The 22,940-nt window shown below is 71.9% G+C and carries 15 protein-coding genes; 13 read left to right on the forward strand and 2 right to left on the reverse strand.

Going from position 1 to position 22,940, the window contains the following annotated elements:
* Window positions 1–84: 84 nt before the first annotated feature.
* The 5 genes from AB0G28_RS09865 (at window position 85) to AB0G28_RS09885 (ending at window position 4,535) form a co-directional block, all read left to right on the forward strand.
* On the forward strand, window positions 85–858 hold the full coding sequence (locus AB0G28_RS09865) for a helix-turn-helix transcriptional regulator (RefSeq protein ID WP_361085546.1): 774 nt from the start codon (window positions 85–87) through the stop codon (window positions 856–858).
* A 229-nt stretch (window positions 859–1,087) separates the two neighbouring features.
* The gene (locus AB0G28_RS09870; RefSeq protein ID WP_361085549.1) at window positions 1,088–1,498 is read left to right on the forward strand and encodes an acyl carrier protein; all 411 of its coding nucleotides are present in this window, start codon (window positions 1,088–1,090) and stop codon (window positions 1,496–1,498) included.
* A 13-nt stretch (window positions 1,499–1,511) separates the two neighbouring features.
* The gene (locus tag AB0G28_RS09875; RefSeq protein WP_361085552.1) at window positions 1,512–2,417 is read left to right on the forward strand and encodes a phytanoyl-CoA dioxygenase family protein; all 906 of its coding nucleotides are present in this window, start codon (window positions 1,512–1,514) and stop codon (window positions 2,415–2,417) included.
* A 39-nt stretch (window positions 2,418–2,456) separates the two neighbouring features.
* The gene (locus AB0G28_RS09880; protein ID WP_361085555.1) at window positions 2,457–3,341 is read left to right on the forward strand and encodes an amidohydrolase family protein; all 885 of its coding nucleotides are present in this window, start codon (window positions 2,457–2,459) and stop codon (window positions 3,339–3,341) included.
* Between the two features lie 42 nt (window positions 3,342–3,383).
* The gene (locus AB0G28_RS09885; RefSeq protein ID WP_361085558.1) at window positions 3,384–4,535 is read left to right on the forward strand and encodes an acyl-CoA dehydrogenase family protein; all 1,152 of its coding nucleotides are present in this window, start codon (window positions 3,384–3,386) and stop codon (window positions 4,533–4,535) included.
* A gap of 6 nt (window positions 4,536–4,541) precedes the next feature.
* On the opposite strand, the gene AB0G28_RS09890 is transcribed toward AB0G28_RS09885, so the two are convergent.
* A complete protein-coding gene (locus AB0G28_RS09890; RefSeq protein ID WP_361085562.1) occupies window positions 4,542–5,456 on the reverse strand; it encodes a hypothetical protein in 915 nt (304 codons plus the stop codon).
* Between the two features lie 94 nt (window positions 5,457–5,550).
* Here AB0G28_RS09890 and AB0G28_RS09895 point away from each other — a divergent pair, with 94 nt between their 5' ends.
* The gene (locus AB0G28_RS09895) at window positions 5,551–6,807 is read left to right on the forward strand and encodes a benzoate/H(+) symporter BenE family transporter (protein ID WP_361085565.1); all 1,257 of its coding nucleotides are present in this window, start codon (window positions 5,551–5,553) and stop codon (window positions 6,805–6,807) included.
* A 14-nt stretch (window positions 6,808–6,821) separates the two neighbouring features.
* On the opposite strand, the gene AB0G28_RS09900 is transcribed toward AB0G28_RS09895, so the two are convergent.
* Window positions 6,822–7,814 carry a pyridoxal-phosphate dependent enzyme gene (locus AB0G28_RS09900; RefSeq protein ID WP_361085568.1) on the reverse strand — a complete coding sequence of 331 codons (993 nt, stop codon included), beginning with the start codon at window positions 7,812–7,814 and terminating at the stop codon, window positions 6,822–6,824.
* A gap of 118 nt (window positions 7,815–7,932) precedes the next feature.
* On the opposite strand from AB0G28_RS09900, the gene AB0G28_RS09905 reads away from it, so the two are divergent.
* Genes AB0G28_RS09905 through AB0G28_RS09935 form a run of 7 tightly spaced genes read left to right on the forward strand, consistent with a single transcriptional unit; the run spans window position 7,933 to window position 22,940 of the window.
* Complete coding sequence (locus AB0G28_RS09905) at window positions 7,933–9,582, forward strand: carbamoyltransferase N-terminal domain-containing protein (protein ID WP_361085571.1); 1,650 nt, start codon at window positions 7,933–7,935, stop codon at window positions 9,580–9,582.
* Window positions 9,583–9,612: 30 nt separating this feature from the next.
* Window positions 9,613–11,415, forward strand: coding sequence for a non-ribosomal peptide synthetase (locus AB0G28_RS09910; RefSeq protein ID WP_361085574.1), 1,803 nt, complete (start codon window positions 9,613–9,615; stop codon window positions 11,413–11,415).
* A 4-nt stretch (window positions 11,416–11,419) separates the two neighbouring features.
* A complete protein-coding gene (locus AB0G28_RS09915) occupies window positions 11,420–12,349 on the forward strand; it encodes a chlorinating enzyme (protein ID WP_361085577.1) in 930 nt (309 codons plus the stop codon).
* A gap of 2 nt (window positions 12,350–12,351) precedes the next feature.
* Window positions 12,352–13,542, forward strand: a complete 1,191-nt coding sequence (locus AB0G28_RS09920) for an alpha/beta hydrolase (protein WP_361085580.1) — start codon at window positions 12,352–12,354, stop codon at window positions 13,540–13,542.
* Window positions 13,539–14,939 carry an FkbM family methyltransferase gene (locus AB0G28_RS09925; protein WP_361085583.1) on the forward strand — a complete coding sequence of 467 codons (1,401 nt, stop codon included), beginning with the start codon at window positions 13,539–13,541 and terminating at the stop codon, window positions 14,937–14,939. Before AB0G28_RS09920 ends, AB0G28_RS09925 begins: the two co-directional genes overlap by 4 nt.
* Window positions 14,936–16,573, forward strand: a complete 1,638-nt coding sequence (locus AB0G28_RS09930) for an AMP-binding protein (RefSeq protein WP_361085586.1) — start codon at window positions 14,936–14,938, stop codon at window positions 16,571–16,573. Before AB0G28_RS09925 ends, AB0G28_RS09930 begins: the two co-directional genes overlap by 4 nt.
* A complete protein-coding gene (locus tag AB0G28_RS09935; protein WP_361085589.1) occupies window positions 16,566–22,940 on the forward strand; it encodes a condensation domain-containing protein in 6,375 nt (2,124 codons plus the stop codon). Before AB0G28_RS09930 ends, AB0G28_RS09935 begins: the two co-directional genes overlap by 8 nt.

The raw sequence follows: 22,940 nt of genomic DNA on the forward strand, positions 1-22,940 counted from the left end.
CAGTCCAAGCTCGCATGGGACCAGCCTCGCGGTGTGGGAAGCTGGTATCCAGAATCGCGTTATTCTGGTACTGGAGGTTCCAGGATGAGCAGTGAGCTGGGCGCGTTCCTGCGCAGCCGCCGGGAGCGGATCGCCCCGGCCGACGCGGGCCTGCCGGTCACCGGCCGCCGCCGCACGCCCGGGCTGCGCCGCGAAGAGCTGGCTCTGCTGGCCGGGATCAGCGCCACCTGGCTCACCTACCTCGAGCAGGGCCGCGACGTCCGCCCCTCCGGCCAGGTGCTCGACGCGCTGGCCCGGGCGCTGCGGCTGACCGGCGCCGAGCAGGAGCACCTGCACCGCCTCGCCGGTGGCGGAGCGGCGCCCGAGGAGGACACTCCCGAGGAGGCCGCACCCGAGGTCGCGGGCGTCCCGGCACTGCTGGGCGACAACCCCGCGTACGTCACCGGCATCTGCTACGACATCCTCGCGCACAACGACGCCGCCGCGGAGTGGTTCCGGGGCATCGGGCCGGGCGGCAACGTCGTGCGCTGGACGTTCACCGACCCCGCCGCCCGCGAGGTCCTGGTCGACTGGGAGCGGGAAGCACGCACGGTCCTGGCCCGGCTGCGCGCGATCGCGGGACGGCATCCCGGCCACCCCCGCGTGACGCGGCTCGTGGCCGAGCTGACCGAGGCGAGCCCCGAGGTGCGCGAGTGGTGGCCGCGGCACGACATCCAGTTCAGCCACGCGGGCCGCAAGCGCTTCCGGCATCCCCGGCTGGGCGTGGTCACCGCGTCGCACGCGGCGTTCCACGTCGCCGAGCGGCCCGAGCAGACGCTGGTGGTCTACCACCTGCCCGGGGCCTCGGCGTCTCGATGACGGCGCCCGAGGAAGCGCCCCAATGTGGCGTTCGGTGCGTCAGACGCACCGAACGCCACATTGGGTGCGTCAGACGCAACCAACGCCACATTGGGGCGCATCCCGGCCGGCTGTCAACGAACCTTGGACGCGCGACACCAGCGGCACCACCACCACGAAAACCGCGTCCACAAGGAGCCGGGAGAATTCCTCCCGGCTCCTTACGCGTACGGGTGACGACGGCCGAACCTTGAGCGCCGAAGACCGCCCGGGTAATATCGGCGATCGCCGGAACAGCCGAAAAACGACGTGCCGTTCTGTTGCCGGCGATTTCTCTTTTTATCGACCGCCCGAGCCGTTCGCGCCGCGAAACGCCCAGTGGGAAGTGCCGATGTCGACTCAGATGACGTTGTTTGACGAAGTGTGCCGGGTGCTGGTCGCGATGCTCGGCGAGGACGGGGCGGCCGGCCGTCCCGACCTGTCGCCGTCCACGCCGCTCCAGTCGCTCGGCATGGATTCGATGAAGTACATCAACCTGCTGCTGAGCCTGGAGGACATCATCGGCCGGGAGCTCGACGAGGTCGCCGAGCACATCGACCTCGCCCGGATCGTCACGGTCGGCGATCTGGTCGCACTGGTGGAGCGGTTGCGGGAGCTGTGACGGGAGCCGGGTCATGACGAGCGACGACGAACTCGACGTGCGGGTCCTGCCCACGGCGGAGGACATCGCCCACTACCGCGAGAACGGCTACTACGTCTCCGGGAAGATTCTCGGCGACGACTTGATCGCGCGGGCGCTGGAGGGCAGCGAGCGGCTGTACCGCGGCGAGTACGACGAGCGATTTCCCTGGAGCGGCAACCGGAAGGTGGATCCCAACTTCGGTGTGCCGTTCACCGACCGCACCCGCAGCCGGGCCGACGGCTACGCCTCCTTCCACAGCCTGGCGCTCCGGGCCCTGGCCCGGCAGCCGGTCATCGCGGCGATCGCGGCCGCGCTGACCGGCGCCACGGAAATCCGGTACTGGAAGGACCAGCTGATCTACAAGGCACCCGCGCGCGGTCCGCGCGAAACCGAAGGCGTCACCGGATTCCACCAGGACAAGCGCTACTGGCCGACCTGCCGGTCCGACCGCATGATCACCGCCTGGATCCCGCTGCACGACTGCTCGACCCGGAACGGGTGCCTGGTGGTGATCAAGGGCAGCCACCGGTGGCGCAACAACCACGCGCTGGTCACCTTCGACGAAAAGAACCAGGACTTCATCAAGTCGAAGCTGATCGACAGCGAGGGTGACGAGCTGGTCGAGGTGCCCTTGCAGCTCGAACGCGGCCAGGTCAGCTTCCACGACTGCTACACGATCCACGGCAGCTACCCCAACGTGTCCGGCTCGCCGCGGCGGGCGCTGTCGGTGCACCTGCAGGACGGGGAAAACCGCTATCGCGACCTGAACTTCCTGAACAAGGCGAAGCCGGTCTACCAGCACTCCCACGACCTGATCTGCCGGCGGGCGGAGAACGGCTTCCCGGACTACAGCGACCCCGAGATCTTCCCGACGCTCTACCGCCGCGCGACCGGCTGACCGGGCGGGCCCGGGCGGATCCCCGACTCCGGAGACGGCATGATCGACATCCACGTTCACCTGGCCGACGCGCGGTGCCTCTCGCCGGGTTTCATCGCGGGCATCGCGGAGTCGATCCTCGACGACGGCCAGGCCGGCGGCAGCCGCGTCAAGCGCGTTCTGCCCCTCTACCTGCAGGACCGGGACGGCGGCCGGCTCCTGTCCCAGATGGCCGCGCACGGGATCACCAAGTCGATCCTGCTCATCGCCGACTTCGGGGCGGCGCTCGGCGAGCCGGCGCTCACCATCGAGGAGGTGCACGAGCACCACGCCTCGGTGGTCCGGGCGTCCGACGGGCGGCTGGCCTTCTTCGCCGGCTTCGACCCCTCCCGCGGGCCTTCGGCCCTCGAACTCGTCCGGTACTGGACGGCCCGGCCCGAGTGCGAGGGCGTCAAGCTGTACCCGCCCTGCGGCTTCGAGCTGGACGACGAGCGGTTGCTGCCGCTTTGGCAGCACTGCAACGACAACGGCATCCCCGTGCTGACCCACTCGGGGCCGTCGCTGCCCCGGCTGGCCCGCGCGCGGCGGTACCCGCACAGCCTCGAGACGGTGGTTCGCCGGTTCCCGGACATCCGCATCGCCCTGGCCCACGGCATGGTCTGGGACCTCGAGGGCACCGTGCGGCTGCTCCAGCAGTACCCCGGCAACCTCTACGCCGACATCTCCTCGTTCCACCAGCTCTCCGAGGACGAGCTGGAGCTGATGCTGGAGGGCTGCGCCAAGGTGCCCGGCCAGGTCCTCTTCGGATCCGACGCGCCGCTCTTCGACTTCTCCGGCAACCTGCGGGAGGCGATCGACCGGATGCGCCGCCACCTTTCCCCGGCGCTGCAGGCGGGGCTGTTCGACCTGAACGCGCGCCGGTTCCTGAGCGGTGCCGATGCCTGAAAAGCCGATGCCTGAAGAACAGCCGGGCCGGAGGACGACGGTGTGAGCTTGGAATCGATCTACTTTTCCCCCGAGGTGACGGCGTTCCGCGAGCGGACGCGGCAGTTCCTGCGCCGGCACGTCGTCCCGCGGCTCGACGAGTGGGAGCGCGACCGGCGGATTCCCCGCGAGGCCTGGAAACTGCTCGCCGCGGAGGGGCTGCTGGGGCTGCACCACCCCCGTGCTCACGGGGGCGGCGAACGGCCGTTCTTCCATTCGGTGGCCTACCTGGAGGAGCTGGGCCGGCTCGGCCACGGCGGCTTCCGCGGCGCGATGTCCGTCCACAGCTACATGGCGACCGCCTACCTGCGGCTGGCCGGCGACCACGAGCAGAAGTCGCGGTACCTCAGGCCGGCCGTCGAAGGGGACATGATCGCGGCGCTGGCGATCACCGAACCCGAGGCGGGATCCGATGTCGCGGGCATCGGCTGCCAGGCGCGGGCGGACGGCGACGGGTACACCGTCCGCGGTACCAAGGCGTTCGTCACGAACGGGATGAACGCGGACTTCCTGGTCACCGCGGTCCGGATGGCCGGCGGGCCGGCCACCGGCTCCGCGAACATCTCCCTGCTCGTGGTCGACGCGCGGGCGCCGGGGGTGACGCGGACCCCGGTGGACACGCTCGGGTGGCACTGCTGCGACATCGCGACCGTCCGGTTCGACGACGTCGTGGTGCCCGGCCGCAACCGGCTGGGCCGCGAGAACACCGGGTTCGTGTGGATCATGAAGGCCTTCCAGCTGGAACGGCTCGCGGCGGCCGTGCTGGCCATCGGCGAGGCCGACTGCGCGCTGGAGCTGGCCCGGCGGTACACGGGTGAGCGCCGGGTCTTCGGCCAGGCGCTGGCGAGCCACCAGGTGGTGCGGCACCGCCTGGCCGAGCTGGTGAGCCACGTCGAGGCGGCGCGCCAGCTCACCTACCACGCGGCCTGGCTGTACGACCGCGGCAAGCCGGCGATGTCCGAGTGCGCGATGGCGAAGCTGCGGGCCACCGAGCTCGCCGTGGAGGTGACGGGCCAGTGCCTTCAGCTCTTCGGCGGACGCGGGTACCTGGCCGAGGCCCCGATCGCCCGCCTGTTCCGGGACACCCGGCTGGACACGATCGCGGGCGGTGCCAGCGAGATCATGCGGGAGATCATCGCGGACACCGACCTGTGACCGCCGTCAGCACTTCTGCAGGACGAAGCAGCCCCACCGGAAGTAGCCCACCGTCAGGCAGGTGAAGGTCGCGCCGGCCGCCACGGGGTTCGCGGTCGCGTAGTCGGTGAGGTTGATCAGCACGTCGCACGAGAACACGTGGCCCAGCCGCGGGAGGTTGTCGAGGTAGAACGCCTCCTTGCCGGTGCCCAGCTCCCGCATGAGGCTGCGCTGGATCAGCGTGTTGTAGTTGCCGCAGAACACTTTTTCCATCTTTTCCCGGGGGAGTTCCGGGGGAATGGCCCGCCACAGCCGGCCCAGGTTCTTCACCGAGTTGTCCACGAACTCCAGCACACCGAACGTCCGGGTGAGGTGGGACAGGTCGCTGGTGGTGGCGAGGTGTTTCAGCTCGTAGTCGCCCCCGCCGCGGGACAGGACGAACGAAAGCGCCCCGTCGCTGAGGATGGATTCGGCCGAGTCCATGAACCGGTCGCGGTCCCGGGCGCACTTGTCGCCCACGATGATCAGCACATCCGAACAGCCGCCGCCGCGCAGCAGGCTCGACCCCAGTTCGAGCGCGGCCGAAAGGTTGGCGCACTTGGAAAAGGTGACTCCGTAGAACTTGGCGCCGGCCAGGCCGTGGTCGCCCAGGATCTGCGCCACCTCGGGGTAGTCGAGGTCCAGCGCGTGGATGGAGTTGACCGTCGGGGCGAGCAGCACCGCGCCGATGTCCGCCGGGGCGACGCCGCTCGTCCGCATGGTCTCCCCGGCCGCGCGGCTGCACAGCTCCGGCAGGCTCAGCGGGCTCTTCCGGTAGTGGTGCAGGCCGAGCTTGGTGAAGACCTGCACCTGTTCCGGATCGCCGCCCTCGATCAGGGTGAGCGGCACGGCTTCCCCCACGGTGTAGGCGATACCGCGCAGGTAGAGCGATTCTCCGAGCATTCTCGACGTCCCTTGGGATTGAGGCGGAAACCGCGGGCGGGGAATTCGGTCACCGGCGCACCGGCCGGCGCGAGTTCGGTACAGTGCACGGATTATGAAGTCGCTGTTTTCCGTGATCCGGCAGGTGGCGCCCCCCTCGGCCGTCGTGGCCGGCCTGATTTCGGTGCTGGTCGGCACCACCAGTTCCGCGGCGATCGTCTTCTCCGCCGCGAAGGCCGCCGGTGCGTCTTCCGGTGAGCTGGCCTCGTGGATGCTCGCGCTGGGCATCGGCATGGGCGCGACGTGCATCGGGCTGTCCCTACGATATCGCACCCCGGTGGTCACGGCGTGGTCCACGCCGGGCGCCGCGGTCCTGGCCACCAGCCTGCTCGGCGCCACCATGGCGCAGGCGATCGGCGCGTTCGTGGTGTCCGCGGCGCTGATCACGATCAGCGGCCTCACCGGCTGGTTCGGGCGCGTGATGGACCGCATTCCGGTGGCCATCGCGGCGGCGCTGCTCGCCGGGGTGCTCGCCGAGTTCGGCACCGGCCTGTTCACCGCCATGCACTCCAGTTTCGGCGTGGTTTTCCCGATGTTCGTGGTGTACCTGGTGTGCCGCCGGTGGTGGGCGCGGTACGCGGTGCTCGCCGCTCTGGTCACGGGCGTCGTCGCGGCGTCGGTGTCCGGTTCGATCCGGCTGGACCACGTCGACCTGGCCGTCGCCACCCCGGTTTTCACCGTGCCGCACTTCTCGTGGCCGGTCATCATCGGCGCCGGCCTGCCGCTGTTCGTGGTGACGATGGCGTCGCAGAACCTCGCCGGCGTCGCGGTGCTGCGCAACGACGGGTACCAGGTCCCCGTGTCCCCGCTGATCGGCTGGACCGGTGCGGTGAACCTGGTGCTCGCGCCCTTCGGGTGTTTCGGGCTCAACCTGGCGGCCATCACCGCGGCGATCTGCACCGGCCGCCAGGCGCACGAGGATCCCGGCCGGCGCTTCCTGGCCGGGGTGTGGGCCGGGGTGTTCTTCCTGTGCCTGGGGGTGCTCGGCGGCACCGTCGGCTCCCTGCTGACCGCCCTGCCGATGCCCCTGATCGCGGGGATCGGCGGCCTGGGGCTCCTCAACACCATCATCAGCTCGCTGTCCTCGGCGCTGGCGGACGAGCGGTGGCGCGAGTCGGCGGTGGTCACGTTCCTGGCGACCGCGTCCGGGGTGACGCTGCTGGGGATCGGCTCGGCTTTCTGGGGCCTGCTCGCCGGTGTCCTCACGGCGGTGGTGACGCGGAGCAGGCGGAAATCACGGCCCGCCGAGCCGTCCGCCGGCTCCGGCGCGGCCGACGAGGATCCCGTCAGCCGCACCGGCACGCGGGGATGACCGGGCGGCCGTCCTCAGCCGTCGACGAGTGCGCCGGCGGCGGGGACCGTGCCGACCCAGCGGTGGTAGGCGTCCATGTCGACGTTGCTGCCACAGAGAATGGTCGCCACGTGCTTGCCGGCGAAGCGGTCGCGGTCCTCGAGGATGGCCGCGATCCCCAGCGCCGCCGACGGTTCGACCACCAGGCCGGCGTGGTCGAGCAGGATCCGCATGGCTTCGGTGATCGATCGTTCTGAGACCAGGACGGCGTCGTCGGCCACGACGAGGATGTCCGCGAGGGCATCGGGGTTCGGGACCCGGCCCGCGACCCCGTCGGCGATCGTGTCCGTCGAATCCGTGGTGATGACGCGCTTTTCGTGCCAGGACAGGGTCATCGCCGGCGCGCCCTGCGGCTGCACGCAGATCACCTCGACCTCGGGGGCCAGTTCCTTGACCGCGTACCCGACGCCGCCGGCGAGCGCGCCGGTGCCGAGCGCGACCAGGACCGCGTCGAACCGGGCGGAGCCGGAGACGAGTTCGAGGCCGATCGTCGCCGCGCCTTCGCAGGTTTCGATGTCGACGCTGTCCTCGATCCGCCGGATGCCGCGCTCTCGCGAGATGACCGCCGCCTGTTCGCAGGCGACGTCGTAGTCGCCGTCGACCAGCACGAGTTCGGCGCCGAGCGCGCGGATGCGGTCGAGCTTGACGGCGGGGGCGAGGCGGGACGCCACCACGGTGACGTCGAGCCCGCGGCCGCGCCCGGACCAGGCGAGGGCCTGGCCGAGGTTTCCCGCGCTGGCGCACACCACGGCCCGCCGGCCCGCCGCCGCGAGCCGGCTCGCGATGATCTCGGTGCCGCGCGCTTTGAAGCTGCGCACCGGATTCACGGTTTCGAGCTTGAGGCTCACGGTGCACCCGAGTCCGTCCGCCAATCCGGCGCACGGGTAGAGCGGGGAGTCGAGGAAAATCGGGTCGATCGCTTGACGAGCCGCCTGTACCCGGGCTAGGTCGAGCCGTGTTTTCACCATGACGAGACAGTGTAATTCAAGAACATGCACACCCTTGAGTCGATGCGGTGTCGCCGGTAGCATCGGTTCCCGACCGCAGCATGGGGCGATGAAAATTGGGGCCATGCGTAATCAAAGAATGATTTCAGTCGGTATCAAGCTCAGTCATGACGGCGGCGTCTCGCTCTTCGAGGACAATCGGCTCGTTCGTTGTCATGAAATGGAAAAGCTCGACAACAACCCCCGTTACTCCGAGTTCCGGCTGACCCGGGACGAGCTGTCCGGCCTGCTCGCCGGCGTCGGCTGCGAGTGGGGCGAAGTGGACTCGCTCGTCATCGACGGCTGGCACACCACGCCGTTTCCGGTGACGCTGGGCGGGGAAGTGGTGCCCTTCGAGGTCGCCGAGTACGGCCACCTCTACGACGTCCGCGCGAATCCACTGGCGGGCAAAGCGGCGTTCAGCTCGTACTTCGGGCGGGAGTACACGAGCTACCACCACATCGCCGGGCACATCTTCTCGTCCTACTGCAGTAGTCCGATGGCCCGGCGGGGCGAGCCGTCGTACGTGCTCTCCTGGGACGGCATGTCCTTCCCGCAGCTCTTCCATTACGACCGGGACGGCAGGCTCGAGTGCCTGGGCTACCTGTTCCCCATGAGCGGGTTCATCTACACCTACTTCGCCGTCAATTTCGAGCCGTACCGGGACTACCGCCCGAACGACCTCTCGCTCGCCGGGAAGTACATGGCCTACATCGCGAAGGGGCGCAAACAGCCGTCGCTGCTGGCCGGCTTCCACGCGATCTTCGACCGGCTGGTCGCCGGGAACGGCCCGGTCACCACCCACGAGCAGATGCTGGAGTTCGAACGCGCGCTGCTGCTCAAGCTGGTCTTCCGCGCCAAGGCGAGCGGCTCGGCGGACTCCGACATCCTGACGACCTTCCACTGTTTCCTCGAGGAGGTCCTGGTCCGGACGCTGTCCGCCCGGCTCGACGAGCTGGACAAGGGCCCGAGGAACCTGTGCTATGCGGGCGGTTGTGCGCTGAACATCAAGTGGAACAGCGCCATCCGGCGCTCCTGCGGCCTGGCGGAGCTGTGGATCCCGCCGTTCCCCAACGACGCCGGCAGTGCCATCGGCACGGTGTGCACCGAGCTGGTCGCCAAGCACGGGTACGAGTCGATCACCTGGGACGTCTACAGTGGACCGTCCATCCGGGACACCGCGTGGGACTCGCCGGACTGGTCCGCGCGCGACTGCACGCTGGCCGAGCTCGCGCGGCTCATCCACGAGTCGCAGCAGCCGGTGATCGTGCTCAACGGCCGGGCCGAGCTGGGCCCGCGCGCGCTGGGCAACCGCAGCATCATGGCCGCGCCGACGTCGCCGGAGATGAAGACCCTGCTCAACCGGATCAAACGGCGGGAGTCGTACCGGCCGGTCGCGCCGATCTGCACCGAGGAGGACGCGCCGCGGTTCTTCGACCCGGGCACCCCGGATCCGTACATGCTCTACGACCACCGGGTCCGGCCGGACGCGGCCGGCCGGCTGCCCGCGGTGTGCCACCTCGACGGCACCGCGCGCCTGCAGACGGTCGGCGAGCGCGAAAACCCCCGGATCCACGAGCTGCTGCGGCACTACGAGCGGCTCAGCGGGGTGCCGGTGCTGTGCAACACCAGCGCGAACGACCTCGGCTCCGGCTTCTTCCCCGACGTGCGCAGTGTCGCGGAATGGGGCCACGTGAACCACATCTGGAGCGACGGACGGCTCCACACGCGAACGACGGATGCCGAGTGACCAGTGATTCCCGGCGGTGAAGAGGAACAGATGGCAACCAGCGCGAACGCCACCCCCGGAGCCGGGGGTGGGCTGCACGAGGTCTTCCGCCGTCAGGCGGCGGAGACGCCCTCGCGAACCGCCGTCGAGTGCGGCGGCGAAAGCCTGACCTACCAGGAGCTCGACCACCTGTCCGACCGGCTCGCGAGCCACCTGGCCGACGACGGCGCCCGGCCCGGCGAAGTGATCGGCCTGGCGTTCCCGCGGGGGATCGACATGGTCGTCGCCGTGCTCGGCATCCTGAAGGCGGGGGCGGCCTACCTCCCGATCGACGCGGATCACCCGGCGCCTCGCACCGCCCACATCGTCGAGCACAGCCGGGTGCGGCGCGTCGTGGCGGATCCCGGCCTGGCCGGCGCGTTCGACCGGCCGGGTCTGACGGTCACGGCCTACACGCGCGACGCTTTCGACGGCGAGCCCGGCCGGGTCCCGGTGCCGCCCGGATCGCCCGCGTACGTCATCTACACCTCCGGCACGACCGGCACGCCGCACGGCGTCGTGGTCACGCACGGGAACGTGGACCGGCTGTTCCGGGAAACCGAAGGCTGGTTCGGCTTTTCCCCCGACGACGTGTGGACCCTGTTCCACTCGATCGCCTTCGACTTCTCCGTGTGGGAGCTCTGGGGTGCCCTGCGCTACGGCGGCAAGGTCGTCGTGGTGCCCGCCGCGACCACCCGCACGCCCGAGCGCTTCTACGACCTCGTCGCGGACAAGGGCGTCACGGTGCTGAGCCAGACGCCGACCGCGTTCCGGGCCTTCGACGCGGTGGACGCCCGCCGCGGGGCGGACCTGGCGCTCCGGCACGTCGTCCTGGGCGGCGAGGCGCTGGACGCCGACGCCGCCGCGGCCTGGCTGGCGCGCCGCGGGGACACCCGCCCGCGCCTGGTGAACATGTACGGGATCACCGAGACGACCGTGCACGTGACCTACCGGCCGCTGACCGCGGACCTCCTCGCGGCGTCGGAGCACTCGCCGATCGGCGTGCCGATCCCCGACCTGACGCTGCGCCTGCTCGACGAGGGCGGGCGGCCGGTTCCGCACGGCGAGGTCGGGGAGATCCACGTCGGCGGACCGGGAGTCGCGGCGGGCTACCTGCACGACCCGGAGCTCACGGCGGCCCGGTTCACGCGCTCGGACTCGGGCGAGGTGACCTACCGCACCGGCGACCTCGGCGTCACGAGTGACGGGATCGAGTACTTCTACGTCGGGCGCGCCGACACCCAGATCAAGCTGCACGGCTACCGGATCGACCCGCGGGAGGCCGAGGCGATCGCGGACGCGGAACCGGACCTGTCCGGCTCCGTCGTGCTGAAGGTGTCCCCGCCCGGCGGCGAGCCCCACCTCGTGCTGTTCTCGTTGTGCCGCAACGGGTCCACGCCCGAGCGGCGGCTGGCCGTGCTGGCCCGGATCCGCGAGTTCCTGCCCGCCTACGCCTGCCCGGCGCAGTGCGTCCTGCTCGCCGAGCACCCGAGGAACCACCACGGCAAGGTCGACCACGACGCGCTGCGGGAGATCTACCTGGCGCAGCAGCGATCGCCGCGGCCGGAGCCGGCCGACGGCCACGCCGAGACGGTGCGGGCCATCTGGGAGCAGGTTCTCGGGCGCCCGGTCACCTCGTCGCGCACCGACTTCTTCGAAGGCGGCGGCACGTCGCTGGACCTGATCCGGATCATGCAGGAGACCCAGAAGCAGCTCTCAGTCGAGGTCGACCTGGGCGCCTTCGCCGACGGTCTGACGCTCGACGTCTACGTCGACCACGTCGGCGCGCAGTGCGCGGCCAGGAACCGGAGTTGATGTCATGAACAAGTTCAGCCTCACGCCCGACGAGCTCGCCGACTTCCGGAAGAACGGCTACGCCGGCCCCTTCACGCTGTACGAGCCGGAGGAGATGGCCGAGCTCTGGCGCCGCGAGCGGCTGAAGCTGCTCGACCGCAGCCACGCCGTCTACCCGGACGCCGAGGCGATCTCGCAGGGCACCAACATCTCCAACTACGACCGCCACCTCGACAACGCCTTCCTGGCCGAGCACATCGCGCGGCCGGAGATCGTGCACCGGGTGGCGAGCATCCTCGGCAACGACGTCATCTGCTGGCGGTCGGAGTTCTTCCCGAAGTACCCCGGGGACGAGGGCACCGACTGGCACCAGGCGGACACCTTCGCCAACGCCGGCGGCGAGCCGCAGATCGTCTGGGAGGAGGACCGCGAGTACGGCGGCACGATCACGGTGTGGACCGCCTTCACCGAGGCCACCACCGAGACCGCCTGCCTGCAGTTCATCCCGGGCACGCACCGGCAGATGTTCTACGACGAGACCCTGGGCATGCACTACGACCCGGAGGCGAACCGCGACAAGACCAAGAACGGCGTGCGGCGCGGCTTCTTCGGCTACGACTACCGCCAGCTGCAGATCGACCCGGACTGGTCGCCGGACGAAAGCCAGGCCGTGTCGATGGAGATGCGGGCGGGGCAGTTCATCGTCTTCTGGTCGACCCTGATGCACGCCTCGCACAGCCACGCGGGCAAGACGCAGGAGATGCGCCTGGGCTTCGCCGGCCGTTACGTCCCCGCGTCGGTGCACGTCTACCCGGGGCTGTCGGAGATCCACGAGTACGGCGGCCGCATCTCGCTGGAGAACTTCGGGTGCGTGCTGGTGTCGGGGGAGGACAGGTTCGGCCGCAACCGGCTGCTGACGAGCACGACGACCGGCGTCCCGTTCGCCAAGAACTGACCGTGACCGGGTTCGGGGCGTGGGCGGCGACGGCCGTCGAGGTGTTCGGCGAGATCAAGCCGCTGGCCGGCCGGTTGCCACAGGACCGCTTCGAGGTGGTCGTGGCCGACGACGAGCCCCACGGGGACGCCGCCCGGCGGCTGCTCGGCAGTGTGGCCCGGGAGGTCGGCCTGCGGCAGGCGGTCGACGTCCGCCACGGCCGGGAACGGGCCGCCAGCTCGTTCGCGCTGGCGGTGGAGCGCCGGCTCCGCGGCCTGCTGCGGCAGGCCGGGCCGCTCGAGGACTGGGTGCGGGCCGAGGGGGACGCCCCGATCGGGCACGCCGCGGCCCGCGCGCGTGCCCTCGCTCCCCGGGCCGTGCGGGTCGGCACCCCGAGCGGGCTGGTGCTGGAGGCGTTCACCGCGGGCGACCGGCGGCGTCCCGCGGTGGTGCTGGTGCCCCCGTGCGGCATGCCCGTCGAGCTGTCCCACCGGTGGTTGCGGGCGCTCGGCGAAGACTGCTTCGTGGTGACGTGGCAGTCCCGGGGCCTGTTCGCCGCGGACGGTCCCCGCGGCGGCATGGCGGCCGGCGTGGCCGAGCAGGCCGGCGACCTGCTGGCCGTCATGGACGCGCTCGACCTGCCGGTGAGCCACGTGATGGGCCTGTGCGGCGGGGCGGTGATCGCGCTCGACGCGGTCCACCGGTACCCGGAGCGGTTCCGCTCGGTCAGCCTGTGGCACGGGGACTACGACTTCGGCCCCGGCTCGGCCAAAACCGATCACCAGCGCGACGTCCAGGCCCTGATGGAGCTGGGGGCCGGCAGCCTCGAAAAGGCCACCGGCTACCAGAAGCTCATGCACCGCCCCGCCGCCCTGGCGAAGATCCCCGAGCGGGTCGCGCCGCTGGTGCTGTACCCGTACGCGACCCCGGTGCTGTTCCACCACTACTGCCGGCTCAACTCCGCGATCATGTCCTACGACGTCACGGAGCTGCTCGGGGACATCGGGCACCCGGCGCTGGTGGTGACCAGCCGGACCGACACCACCGCGCACCCGGCCGGCTCCCACCGCGTGGCCCGCGAGCTGGCCCGGGCCGAGCTGGTCGAGGAGCCCACCGGCGACCACCTGTCCGTCTTCGACACCTCGCCCCGACTGACCCAGCTGGCCGCCGGCTTCGTGACGGCGCAGCACTCGACCACCCCGGGACACCGATGACCGACACAGCTGCCTTCGCAGTCCAGCACCTCGACCACCGGATCGGCGAACTCGCCGAGGAATGCGTCCTCGTGCGGGACGCGGCCGGCGACCGGCGGGTCGAGGCGGTGCTCGCCGTGCCCGGCCCGGCCGCCCCCGCCGTCCGGCGAGCGGCCGTTCTCGGCGCGGAGGCCGGCGGCGAGCTTGCGCTGTTCGAGCCGGACGACGACCTGATGCTCTTCCACCGCAACCGGCGGGAGGCCGACTTCATCTTCCGCGAGGTGTTCCGGGACAACGAGTACCTGCGCCACGGGGTGACCCTGCCCGAGCGCCCGACCGTGGTCGACGTGGGCGCGAACATCGGCGGGGCGTCCGTGCTGTTCGGATTGGTCCGCCCGGACGCCCGCGTCTTCGCCTTGGAACCCGTTCCGCAGCTGTGCCGGGCCATCGAGCTGAACGCCCGGCTGCACGACCTCGACGTGGTGGTCATCCCGGCCGCGGTGGGCGACACGCCGCAGCGGACACAGGTCACCTTCTACCCGAACAACACCGCGATGTCGGGCCTCCTGGCCGATCAGGCCGACCGGGAGGTGCTCAAGATCTACCTCGCCGGGCAGGAGGGGGCCGCCGCCGACGCCGGGCTCGACACCGTGGTCGCCGAGCTCCTGGCCGGCGAGTCCGTCGAGTGCGAAGTGCGGACGCTGGGCCAGGCGCTGGCCGGGCACGCCGTCGACCGCATCGACCTGCTCAAGATCGACGTCGAGAAGGCCGAATGGCAGGTCCTGCGCGGGATCGACGACGCCCTGTGGCCGCGCATCGACCAGGTGGTCATGGAGGTGCACGACATCGACGGCCGGGTCGCCGCCGTCGTGGCCCTGCTGGAGGCCCGGGGCTTCACCGTCCTGGTCGACCGCAACCAGGACCTGCTCGACACCGACATGTACGGCGTCTACGCCCGCCGGGGGCCGGTCACGCCGGACGTCGCCGCCCCGGCCTGGCGCAAGCCGCTGTCGAGTCGCCGGGCGCTCGCCGCGGCGCTGCGCGCGGAGCTCGGGGGCGAGGTGGCCGCCCTGCCGGTGGAGCGGTTCCGGTTCGTCGCGGCGCTGCCGCGGGACGAGCGCGGCGGGATCGACGCCGGCGCCGTGCTCGCCGCGGTCCCGGCCGGAGCGGACGCCGAGGCGGCGCCGGCGGCCGAGATCGAGCGGAAGCTCGCCGCCATCTGGCGCCGGGTGCTGAAGGTGACGGACTTCGCCCCCTCCGACGACTTCTTCGACCTGGGCGGCACTTCGCTGAAGTCGGTGCGGATGGTGCTGGAGGTGGACGAGGCCTTCGGCGAGAACGTGCTGCCGCCGGACCAGCTGTTCGCGGGCAGCCGCTTCGACCAGGTCGTGGCGATCATCCGCGGGAACCTGGCATGAAACGGCAGTTCTTCGCGGCGCTGGAGCGGCTGGCGGGCAACGACCGCAACGACGTCGTCTACCGCGACGGCGGCCGGGTCCGCAAGAGCTGGGCCGAGCTGGCTCGCGACATCGACCGGGCCGTCGGCCGGCTGGCCGCGCTGCGGCCGGAGGGCCGCGTGTTCACCGTGGGGCTGATCGGGCCGACGTCGTACGAGTGGATGGTGCTCGACCTCGCCTGCGTCAAGGCGGGCTTCCGGTCGGTGGCGGTGCCCGAGTTCCTGACCGGCCGCGAGATCGCCGGCCTGCTGCGGGAAGCCGGCGCCGACGTCGTGCTGGCCGACCGCGCGCTGGCCGGCCGGCTCGCCGAGGCCGGCCGCCCGGTGTGGTACTTCCGGTCCGGCGGGAGCGCGCCGGCGGCGGACGACTTCGACGGCATCGACGGCGTGCCGTGGACGTGCACCGCCGAGAAGGTGCTCGACCACTACTCGATCGGCTACTCGTCGGGAACCTCCGGCACGGTCAAGCGGATCGACCTCACGTTCCCGCCCGAGCAGCCGTCGGCGAACCTCCGGCACGTCCTCGGGATGGCCGTCCAGTACTACCGCTACCGGACGAGCTTCTGGAGCCGCAAGGACAACAAGCTGTTCATCTTCATGCCTTTCTCGCACCTGCAGCAGCGGGCCTTCGTACGGCTGGCGCTGATGCGGAAGATCAGCATCGTGCTCTCCGATCCCGGGCGCTGCGTCCAGGACCTGGTCGTGGAGAAGCCCAACATCATGGTGAGCGTCCCCATGATCTACGAGGCGCTGGCGACGCGGATCGAGCAGAAGCTCACGCAGCTCGACGCTCGCCGGCAGGCCGTCTTCCGGCTCTACCTGCGTCTGGGGATCAACCGGCTGGGCAACGGGAACCCGGTCAAGCGCCTGTTCGGCCGTTACCTGTTCGCCAAGGTGCGCAAGGTCTACGGCGGCCGGGCGGACTACTTCGTCACCGGCAGCGCCCCGATCGACCGGCGGACCCTGAGGACCTTCTACCGCGTGGGCGTGAAGATCTACGAAGGCTACGGGCAGAGCGAGCTGCCGCGCATCATCTCCATGAGCTCCGAAAAGGACTTCCGCATCGGCAGCGTCGGCAAGCCGCGGGTGCCGGTGAAGATCGGCGAGGACGGCGAAATCCTGGTCAAGATCGACCGCGCCGAGCTGGCCACCCCGTCCGCCGTCACCTTCGACCGGGACGGGTACATCCACACCGGCGACCTCGGCCACCTGGACCGCGACGGCTTCCTGTTCATCGACGGCCGCAAGGACGACGTCATCGTCCTCGACAACGGCAAGAAAGTCTTCCCCGCGGCCGTGGAGACCGTGTTCCGCGAGCTGAAGGCCGAGGCCTCGATCTGCGTCACCTCGTTCGACGGCAAGCGGGTCGCCGCCGTCGCGCACTGGCCGGCCGAGCGCGGCGGCCGGGAGGCTCTGCGCCGCTACCTCGCCGAGGGCAACCCGAAGCTGCCCGAGCACGAGAAGGTGACGCTGTTCGCGTACGCCGAGGAGCCGTTCACGGAGGAGAACGGCCTGCTGACCGGCACGAGGAAGCTCCGGCGCCGCCGGATCCGGACGGTGTTCGGCGCGGCGGAGCTGGAGCGGGTCGATGCCTGAGGGCACGGGCCCGGCGGTCGCCGCCCACAACTTCGGCTCGGTCCTGGGGCGGCGTGCGGCCGAGTCACCGGGCAAACCGGCGTACACGTTCCTGCGCGACGGCGTGGCCGACGCGCACACCCTCACCTACCGGGAACTGCACGACTCCGTGTGCGCCCTGGCGGCCCGCCTGGCCGGGCCCGCCCGGCCGGCGCGGGCCCTGCTGCTCTACCCCCACGGGCCGGAGTTCGTCCGCGCGTTCTGGGCCTGCCTGCTCGCCGGCGTCGTGCCCGTGCCGTGCTACCCGCCGCGGGACGCCCGCTCGGCCGGCCGCGTCCTCGCCATCGCCGCGGACTCCCACGCCGCCCTCGTCCTGACCAGCCGGGCGGTGCTGGACCGCGTCGGCGACCGGCTCGCCCCGGTCGTGCGCTGCCTGGTCACCGAGGACGTCACCGGCGACGGCCCCTTCGCCCCCGCCGTCGTGTCGCCGTCCGCCACCGCGTTCCTGCAGTACACGTCCGGCTCCACCGGGGCGCCCAAGGGCGTCGTCGTCTCGCACGGGAACCTGCACCACAACCAGGAGCTGATCCGGGCGGCGTTCGGCCAGGACGGCGACTCGACGATCGTGTCCTGGCTGCCCTTCTACCACGACATGGGGCTCATCGGGAACGTCCTGCACGCGGTCCACGTCGGTGCGCACGCGGTGTTCCTGCCGCCGGCCGAGCTCCTCCGCCGGCCCCTGTCCTGGCTGGAGGCGATCAGCCGCTATCGCGCGACGGGCAGCGGCGGTCCCAACTTCGCCTTCCAGCACTGCGTCGACCGGATCGGCGACGAGCAGCTCGCCGGGCTCGACCTGAGCCACTGGCGGGTGGCCTACTGCGGGGCCGAGCCCGTCCGCGCGGCCACGCTGCGGTCCTTCGCCGACCGGTTCGCGGCGGCCGGGTTCCGGGCCGAGGCGTTCCGGCCCTGCTACGGCGCGGCGGAGGCCACGCTGCTCGTCTCGGCCGCGGCCGGGTCCGGCACGCGAGCGGCCGTCGGCTCCGGCCAGCCGACGGTGTCGTGCGGCGTCCCCCGCGGCTTCGAGTGCGTCGTCGTGGCCGGGGACGGCACCGAGTGCCCCGAGGGCGAGGTGGGGGAGGTGTGGCTGCGCGGGGAAAGCATCGCCGGCGGCTACTGGCACAACCCCGAAGCGTCCGCGGTCTTCGGTGCCGTCACCCGCGACGGCCGGGGCCCGTTCTACCGCACGGGGGACCTGGGGTTCCTGCGGGCCGGCGAGCTGCACGTCACCGGCCGGATCAAGGAACTGGTGATCATCCGGGGTCGCAACCACCACCCGTACGACCTCGAGCGGGCGATCGCCGAGGGCGCGCCGGGCGTGGCCCGCGACGGCTGCGTGGTGTTCTCGGCGGATCGCGAGGACGGCGAGCACCTGGTCGTGCAGTGCGAGTACGACCGCTCGTGCGGCCTGCCCCACGCCGAGGTCATCCGGTCGGTGCGGGCCGTGCTGCTGGAGGAGTTCGGGATCGCGCCGACGGAGGTCTTCCTCGTCGGGCCCCGCCGGCTGCCGCGCACCAGCAGCGGGAAGCTCCAGCGGGTGCTGTGCAGGTCGGTCTTCCTCGCCGGGCAGGCCACCGGGATCGCGCACTGGGCCGCGGCGGACGGCGAGCCCGCGAGCGTGGACCGGACCCCGTTCCCGGCGGCCTCGGACGCCGAACGGCTGGTCGTGCGGGCGGTCGAACGCCTCCGGGGCGAGATCCCGATCGCGCGCGACGACACGTTCTTCGGCATGGGCTTCGACTCCCTCGGCGTGGCCGAGCTCGCGGCCGCGGTGTCGGCGGAGTCGGGCCGGGCGGTCGACCCGGCGCTGGTGTTCGAGCACCCGACGATCCCCGGACTCGCCGCGCGGCTGGCCGGTCTCCCGCCGGCGGTCCCGCCGCCGGACCGGACCGGGCCGCCGCCCGCCGGCGGCCTGCTGCCGCTCAGCTCGATCCAGGAGGCGATCTGGGTCGACCACCAGTCGCGGACGCCGGACAGCCGCTACAACATCCCGATCCGCGTCGGCTTCCCGCCCGGGATCCCGCGTGACCGCATCGAAACGGCGGTCGCCGCCGAACTCCGCGCCGCGGAGCTGCCGCGCTGCCGGGTCGTCCGGCGGGACGGACGTCCGGGCCTGCTGCCCGCGGACGAAGAGAAGTACCGCCTCGACCTCGTCGACCTGTCGGGAACGGACGCGCGGCAAGCGGCCGCGAAACTGGACGCCGCCGCGAAAGCCCTCGTCCGGAACCCGTTCGACCTCGGCGAACACCCGCTGTTCCGCGCCCTGCTGGCGCGGCTGCCCGACGGCGGCCACACGCTGGTCTTCGTCGCCCACCACGTGATCTGCGACGGGTTCTCGCTGAACGCCTTCGCCGGGCGGCTGCTCGCCGCGGTCCAGGGGACCGCGCCTTCGCCGTCGCGGCCGGACACCTCCTACCGGGCCTACGTGCGGCGGCAGCGTGACCTGCTGGAGCGGGAAGGCCGGGAGGCCGGGGAGTACTGGCGACGGCAGCTGACGGACGTCGTCCCGCTGCGGCTGCCCCCGGACCGCTCGCCCGGCGGCGGTGCTCGCGGACCGGTGGCCACCCACTGGCTGCACCTGGGTGAGGAGCGGTCCCGGTTGCTCGCCCGGCTGGCCCGCCGGTGGGGCACCACGCCGTTCGCGGTGGCCCTGACCGCGTTCGCGACCGTCGTCGGCCGGATCACGCGACGCTCGGACGTCGTCCTCGGCGTCCCCCTGCTCGACCGCGACCTGCCCGCCATGGCGGGCACCTTCGGGCCCTGCGTCAACCCGGTCACGCTGCGGTGCCGGCTCTCGGACGGCGATTCCGGCACCGACCGGGTGGCGGCGGTCGGCGGCGTGCTGGCGGAGGCGCTCGCCCGCCGGGCAGTGCCGGTGCGGGAGGTGGCCGGGGAAGCCGGCGGGCGGCTTCCGCTCACCTCCGTGGCCTTCAACGGCCTCACCTTCGCCGCGGGCGACCGGATCGCCGCGGGCTTCCTGGGAGACCAGGGGCTCACCGCCCGCCTCGACCTCGACGTCTACGCGATCCTGGACGAGGACGGGCCCGGATCGCTGCGGTGGGACTACGACTCGGCGCTGTTCGAGCCGGACACGGTGCGCCTGTGGGCGGCCGGGTTCGAAACCTGCCTGAGCCGGCTGCTCGGGCAGCCGGACGAGCGGCTGGACGCCGAACCGCTGCTCGTGCCGCCCCGGCGCGAACAGTCGCGTGTGGACGGACACACCGGGGCCGCGCGGCCGCTGACCGACGCGATCCGGGACACGATGGCCCGGAACGCAGGGCGGGTGGCGGTGGTGACCCCGAGGGGCGAGACGACGTACGGGGAACAGCGCGAACTCGCCGGCCGGGTGGGCGCCTGGCTGCGGCAGGAGGCCGTGGCCGGCCCGATCGGCCTGTACTTCCGCGCCGGTGACACCGCGGCCGCGATCGCGGCGATGGCCGGCGTGCTGGAGAGCGGGCGCCGGTACGTGTTCCTCGAGCCGCGGGATCCCGTGACGAGGCTCCGGCGGATCGTCGCGGACGCGGGCGTCCGCCTGGTGCTGGCGGGCGAGGAGCCCCCGTGGCCGGCCGGCGCGGGACCGCGGGTCGTGCGCGTCGGCGAGATCGGCGCGGCCGGGCCCGGCGACGGCGCCCTGGCCGGCTCGCCACCCGGATACCTGCTCTACACCTCCGGCACTTCGGGGACGCCGAAGGGCGTGATCCAGGAGGCGGGCAACGTCCGGTACTTCGTCGAGCAGTACCGGCGGCAGCTGTCGATCACCGAGCACGACCGGCTCAGCCTCGTGTCCTCCCTCGGCTTCGACGCCGCGGTGCTGGACGTCTACACGGCCCTGGTCACCGGCGCCCAGCTGCGGGTCCTGGCCCTCCACGACAACGCCGGGCACCACGACCTCCGGCAGTGGGTGGCCGGCCAGTCGATCACGGTCCTGCACGCCACCCCCTCGCTGTACCGGAAGATCATGGCCGGGCGCGCCGTGCCGGGCGCCGGTGAGCTGCGTGCCGTCGTCCTGGGCGGCGAGCCCGTGCTGCCGGCCGATGTGATGCGGCACTTCGAGCTGTTCCCCGGCGTGGCCCTCTACGGCCTCTACGGCCAGGCGGAAAGCACCTTCAACTCCTTGCGGCGCTTCGACCCCGGGCACCCGTCGCGGACCGTCACCCTGGGCGTCCCCTGCGAGGGGACCACGTTGGCGGTGCGCGCCGGGCACGGCGGCCGTCCGGAGGTGTACGAGGTCGGCGAGATCGTCGTCGGGTCGCCGCACGTCGCGAAGGGCTACCTCGGCCGGCCGGAACTGAGCGCGGAGAAGTTCCGGGAGGCGGAGTACCGCACCGGCGACCTCGGCCGGCTCCGGCCGGACGGGGAGATCGAGCTGGTCGGCCGGGCGGACCGGCAGCTGAAGGTGAACGGCCACCGCGTGGAGCCGGCCGAGCTCGAGACGGTGCTGGCCGAACACCCCGCCGTCAGCCGGGCGCGCGTCGTCAAGTACCGGGCAGCCGACGGCGGCGAGGCCCTGGCGGCGTACGCCGAGGTGCCCGACGAGCGGCAGCGCACCGCCCTGGACCCCGCCGAGCTGCGTGCCCTGCTGGCCCGGACGGTGCCCGCCGCCGTCGTCCCGGCCACCGTCCGGGTGCTCGGCGCCTTCCCGCTCACGCCCAACAACAAGCTCGACACGGCGAAGCTGCCCGCGCCGGGGGAGCCCGTCCCGGACGAGCGCCCCGTGCGGCCGATGACCGAGCGGGAGCGTGCCGTCGCCGGGTGCATGGCGGAGGTCCTGGGCGTCGCGCCCGCCGGCCCCGGAGCGTCGTTCTTCGAGCTGGGCGGGAGCTCGCTCGGTGTCGTCGAGCTGCTGCACCGGCTGGAGAAGACGACCGGGCTCACGCTCTCCTTCAAGGACGTCTTCGAGGCACCGACGGTGGCCGCCATGGCCGCGCGGCTGGTGCCGGTCACCGATTCGCCGTGGCCGGTGCTCACTCGGCGGCCGTCGCGCGCCGAGTACCCCGCGACGTCCAGCCAGACGCGGATCTGGGTGCAGGACCAGCGCACGTCCTACAACGTGCTGGCGTCGATCCACGTCGCCGGCGGGCTGGAGCCCCGCCGGCTGGAACGCGCGGTCGACGCCGTGGTGGCCCGCTACGAGATCCTGCGCACCCGCTTCGCCCGGCGTGAGGACGAGGTGGTGCAGCGCGTCGACGACCGGCCGCCGGCCGGCGGGGTGCGGGTCGAGGCCGTGCCCCCGGACGGCGACCAGGAGCAGGCCCTGACCGCGATCGAACGGCGGGAGCTGCACCGGCGGTTCGACCTGGCCACCGGTCCGCTGTTCCGGGTGACGTACGTGACCGGCGTGCACCCCGGCGACGTGCTGATGCTGTCCATGCACCACATCGTGTGCGACGCGATCTCCGTGGCCCTCTTCGCCGAGGAGGTGCTGAAGGCGTACGCCCGGCGGGATTCGCCGCCGGAACCCGCGCTCCAGTACGGCGACTACGCCTTGTGGCTGCACGACCTGCGCGAACGCGGGCTCCTGGAGCCGAGCCGGGCCTACTGGGAAGAGAAGCTGAAGGATGGTGTCCCCGCGCTGAAGCTCCGGACGGACCGGCCGCGCGGGCCCGTGAAGTCGTTCGCCGGAGCGGTCTTCCACGGCGCCCTCGACGAGGCGACGACCGCCCGCGCCCACGACTTCTGCCGGACCGAGGGCGTCACCCTGTTCACCCTGCTGCACTCGGCCATGGTGGCGACCCTGTACCACCGGACCGGTCAGACCGACATCTGCCTCGGGACACTGTCGACCGGCCGCGAGTTCTCCCCCGATCTGCAGGGGCAGATCGGGTTCCTCGCCGGCACCCTGGCCCTCCGGACGACGTTCCGGGCGGACACGACCTTCCGCGAGCTGCTGGCCGTGGCCAGGGCGGAGTTCCTGGAGTCCCACGCCCGGCAGCTGTACCCGCTGGAGCAGCTGGCCGACGTGGTCCCGCGCCCGGAGCCGGGCCGCGGCTTCCTGTTCGACGTCCTGCTGGTGCTGCACGACCTGGGCGGTGTCGAGGACCGCGTCCGCCGGGAGACCGGCGTGGAGATCAGGCTGCGTGACCGGCGCGAGTGCGTGGCCAAGTTCGACCTGACCTTCAACTTCACCGTCCGCGGTGGACGGATCGAGGCGATGGTCGAGTTCGATTCCGCCCTGTACGACGAAGAGTCGGTCGCGCTGCTCTGGCGGCGGTTCGCGGCGCTGCTCGCGGAGGCGGTGGACGCACCGGAGCGGCCGCTCGCCGGGTACGGCGGGCAGGTCGAAGAAGAGCTGGCCGCCGCCGCTCACCACGAGATCGACTTCGACTTCTAG

The sequence above is a fragment of the Amycolatopsis sp. NPDC021455 genome (genome assembly GCF_040640995.1).
Classification (GTDB): domain Bacteria; phylum Actinomycetota; class Actinomycetes; order Mycobacteriales; family Pseudonocardiaceae; genus Amycolatopsis.